Annotated in this window: 4 protein-coding genes and 1 pseudogene; 1 reads left to right on the forward strand and 4 read right to left on the reverse strand. The window is 72.6% G+C overall.

Annotation, left to right across the window (positions count from 1 at the left end; all coding sequences use genetic code 11):
* From ABT004_RS32565 to ABT004_RS32580, 4 genes and pseudogenes are all read right to left on the reverse strand, one after another.
* A pseudogene (locus tag ABT004_RS32565) lies at positions 1–476 on the reverse strand (cytochrome P450); the annotation flags it as partial.
* A 19-nt stretch (positions 477–495) separates the two neighbouring features.
* On the reverse strand, positions 496–1,161 hold the full coding sequence (locus ABT004_RS32570) for a response regulator (RefSeq protein WP_351344036.1): 666 nt from the start codon (positions 1,159–1,161) through the stop codon (positions 496–498).
* Entirely contained in the window at positions 1,158–2,540 is a 1,383-nt protein-coding gene (locus tag ABT004_RS32575; protein WP_351344039.1) for a sensor histidine kinase, read from the reverse strand. The genes ABT004_RS32570 and ABT004_RS32575 overlap by 4 nt, the downstream gene beginning before the upstream one ends.
* A 97-nt stretch (positions 2,541–2,637) precedes the next feature.
* Positions 2,638–3,522, reverse strand: coding sequence for an alpha/beta hydrolase (locus ABT004_RS32580; RefSeq protein WP_351344042.1), 885 nt, complete (start codon positions 3,520–3,522; stop codon positions 2,638–2,640).
* Positions 3,523–3,681: 159 nt separating this feature from the next.
* Between ABT004_RS32580 and ABT004_RS32585 the strand changes: the two genes are divergently transcribed.
* Positions 3,682–4,271 (forward strand): TetR/AcrR family transcriptional regulator (locus ABT004_RS32585; RefSeq protein WP_351344045.1); only part of this gene is annotated, 590 nt, incomplete at its 3' end.

A 4,271-nucleotide genomic window follows, 5' to 3' on the forward strand; every position in this document is an offset into this window, starting at 1 on the left:
CCGAGCATTTCGGCGATGACGGCCACCGGGAGCGGTTCGGCGACCGCCGTGAGCAGGTCGCCGCCGCCATCGGCCACCAGAGCGGAGACGAGTTCGCCCGCCAACTTCTCTACGTAGGGCTGGAGTTGGCGCACGGTGCCCGGGGTGAACGCCTTCGACACCAGGCGGCGGATGCGGGTGTGGTCCGGAGGCTCCAGGTCGAGCATGCCGTGGTCGTTGAGGGTGTGGAACGGCTCGTGCTCGGGCGGTGGGGCCGTGCGGCCGAACTCCTCGTGGGCGTACCGGTGTTGGTAGGTGCGGCCGAGGCGGCGGTCGCGCAGCAGCGCCGAGACGTCGGCGTGGTGCGGGATCAGGTACTGCTTCGAGGGCTCGAACCAGTGCACCCGGCCGGCCTCGCGCAGGTCCGCGTAGGCGGGATACGGGTCGGCGACGAAGGCCGGGGACCACGGGGCGAACTTCTCCACGAACGCGTCCATGCCCGGACGCTAACCCCGCTCACCCCGGCGTGACCAGACGTGCCTCGTACGCGAACACCGCCGCCTGCGTCCGGTCACGCAGCCCCAGCTTCACCAGGATCCGGCTCACATGCGTCTTGATCGTCGACTCGGCGACCACGAGCCGCTCGGCGATCTCGATGTTCGACAGACCCTGCGCGATCAGGACGAGCACCTCCGTCTCGCGCTCGGTCAGCTCCCCGAACGCGCCCGCCTGCCGACCCGCCGTGATGCCCGGCGTCTCGGACAACTTGGCGAACTCGGTGATCAGGCGGCGGGTCACGGTCGGCGCGAGGAGGGCCTCGCCGCTCGCCACCACCCGTACGCCGTCGGCGAGTTCGCGCGCGGAGGCGTCCTTGAGGAGGAAGCCGGAGGCCCCGGCCCGCAGCGCCTGGTACACGTACTCGTCCAGGTCGAAGGTGGTCAGGACGAGCACCTTCGTGCCCTCGTCCGCCGCGACGATCTCGCGGGTCGCCTCGATGCCGTTCAGCTCCGGCATCCGGATGTCCATCAGGACGACGTCGGGGTGGAGCTCGCGGACCTTGGCGATCGCCTCCACGCCGTTGACCGCCTCGCCGACGACCTCGAAGTCCGGCATGGCGTTCAGGAGAACCGAGAAGCCCTCGCGGACCATCATCTGGTCGTCGGCGACCAGCACCCTGATCACGCCTCGTCCTCCGTCCCGGTGGCCGCGGCGCGGGCGACGGGGAGGAAGACCGCCACCTCGTACCCGCCGTCGGCCGTCCCGTCCGCCGTCATCTCGCCGTCGAGCATGGAGACACGTTCGCGCATCCCGGTGAGACCGTGGCCCGCGCCGGTGACGGAGGGCGGGCGAAGCCCTCGTTCAGGGGTGGTGGCCGGGCGGCGGGCGGGATTGACCAACCCGGTCGACGGACCGTTGACGATCCTGAGGCCGAGGCCCCCGAGGACGTACGCCACCTCGACCGCGGCCTGCGAGCCCGGGGCGTGCCGCAGCGCGTTGCTCAACGCCTCCTGCACGATCCGGTACGCCGACAGCTCGACGCCCTGCGGGAGTTCACGGGCCGCGCCCGTCACCGTCCGCGTCACGGTCAGGCCCGCCTCCCGCACGTTCTCCAGGAGCCTGTCCAGGTCGGCGAGGGTGGGCTGCGGGGCGTCGGGCGCCTCGTAGTCCGCGGCCCGTACGACACCGAGGACGCGGCGCAGCTCGGTGAGGGCCGACACCGCGTTCTCCCGGATCGTGACGAACGCCTGCTCCAGCTCGGGCGGCGGGTTCTCGACCCGGTAGGGCGCGGCCTCCGCCTGGATGGCGACGACCGACATGTGGTGCGCCACCACGTCGTGCAGCTCGCGCGCGATGTTCGTGCGCTCCTCCAGGAGCGTGCGCCGGTCCCGCTCGACGGCGGTGACCGTACGCTCCTGGACGACCTGGAGGCGCGCGGTGCGGTTGACGTGGACGAGCGCGACGATCCCGACCCCGATGCCGGACAGCACCATCATCGGGACGGCGATGCCGGAGTTCACGTCGCCGAAGACCGCCGCGGAGAGCAGCGAGTACAGCGTGGACAGGACCCACATCCAGGCTGCCGTACGCGGTCGGGTGCGCGCCGCGACCACCATCATCACGACCGTGTGGCCCATGATGCTGCCGCCCGACCACGGGTAGAGGCCGTCGCCCGTCGCCCACACCAGGAGCGGGGCGGCCGCCAGCGAGAGCCACCAGGCGAGGATCGGGCGGAGCAGGGTGAGCGCCACCGGGACCGACGCCATCAGCCCGGCGACGAGGGCGAAGAAGCTGTCGTCGAGGGCGCCGTAGCTCGCCATGCCCGTGATCAGCGTGAGCCCGGCAAGGCCGAGCACGACGGCGTGCGGCAGGAGCCCCAGGTGCCTACGGAAGCGCTCGGGGAACTGCCGGGCCCACGGCCCGTCCGTGCCCACCCGGGGCAGCGGCCGGTAGGTGAGCACCCCCCGGAACAGGTCCTCGCGCAGCCCCCGCAGCGCCGACTTGGCGAGATTTATCTCAGGGCTGTGCTCGCGCGGGCCCTGCATGGTGGTCGTGTCGGTCATGGCACTCACGGTAGGTCGCGGCAACGCCGGCCCGCGTCCGTACGGAGGAGGGTTCGGGGGCGTCCGTCCCAAGGACTAGTAGTCCCCGGGGCCGTGGTCACCAGGCGAGTTGGGCGATCTCCTCCGCGACCACCGCGCAGGCGTCCGCCGCCGGGTCGATCGGCGGGAAGTGGCCGACCCCCTCCAGGAACGTGGCGCCCACGACCTCGCCGGCCTTCGCCGCCGCGTCCGCGTACGCCTCGGCCAGCTCGAACGGCACGGTGGTGTCCGAACGCCCCTGGACCACGGTCGTCGCGACGCCGGTCGGCAGCAGTTCCACGGGGTCCGCGTACGGACGGCGCTCGTCGAACAACTGCCGCACACCGCCCAGGAGTTGGACGCACGCACCGTCGCAGACGCCCAGTTCCTCGGCGAGCACGAAGCCCACGAGCGGGGCGATGGCGACGACGCCGCGCAGCGCCGCGGAGTTCGGGGTGCGCCAGGGCGCGCCCTCCGGCAGCACGTGCCGGGCGCCCGCCCACAGTGCGAGCTGACCGCCCGCCGAGTGGCCGGTGACGATGGTGCGGCGCGGGTCCGCCGACGGCAGGTGTTCGGCGGCGAGCGCGGGCATCGCGTCGAGCGCGGTCGCCACGTCGTCGAAGGTCTCCGGCCAGCGCCCGGCGACGGGGCCCTCGGCGCCCTGATGCGGCACCGTGCTCCCCCGCCGGTACTCGACGTTGGCCACGGCGAACCCGCGCCGTGCGAGGAAGTCGCAGAACGGGGTCAGGTACTGCCGGTCGTACGGCGCCCGCCACGCACCGCCGTGCAGGACCACGACGAGCGGGGCCGCGGTCGCGCCGTCTCTCGGGGCGTAGAAGTCGACGATCTGATCCGGGTGATCGCCGTACGCGGCGCTGACGTCCGGCGGCACGGCAGGATGCGAGAAGGCCGACGCCTCCTCCGCCTCCTCGCGGGCGGCGCCGGACTGGTCGGGGTCTGGCATGCTCCAACCTCTCGACATCGTGCGGAACTTGACGGATACGCGAACGACCCGGCGGGCAGCCGATGATTCACGGTATGCGGACGCTACCAGGCCCGTGACGTGCGTCAACACGTACAGTGACCGCACAAACGGTTCCTTCGTACCGTTACCCTGTCGGTCATGACCGGTAACCCGACCGAAGCGCACGAACCCGGCACGCTCCGTCCCGGCGGGCGCACGGCCCGTGTCCGCGCGGCGGTGCTCGACGCGGCGGGCGACGTCCTCGCCGAGCACGGCTTCGACCGGCTCGACCTGGGTGACATCGCACGGCGCGCGGACGTCGGCAAGACGACCGTGTACCGGCGGTGGGGCTCGCCCACGGGACTCGTCGCCGACCTCCTCGACCAGATGGCCCAGGAGTCGCTGCCGCGCACCGAGACGGGCAGCCTGCACGGCGACCTGACCGCCAACGCACGCCTCGTGCAACGTACGTTGGCGGATCCCCGGCAGGGTCGGCTGTTCCACGCGGTGATCGCGGCGGCCGCCTGTGACCCGCGCACGGCGTCGGCGCTCGCCCGCTTCTACGAGGTCCGGGTGGCGGAGTGGGCGCCGTGCGTTCAACACGCCGTGGAGCGGGGTGAGTTGCCGCGGGGCACGGATCCGTCGGAGGTCGTCCGGGCGGTGTCCGCGCCGCTGTACTACCGGCTGTTGACGACCGGCGTCGCGCCCTGCGTCGCCGACGCGGAGCGGGCGGTCTCCGCCGTGGTGGC

The organism is Streptomyces sp. NPDC002790 (assembly GCF_040295505.1).
Lineage (GTDB): Bacteria > Actinomycetota > Actinomycetes > Streptomycetales > Streptomycetaceae > Streptomyces.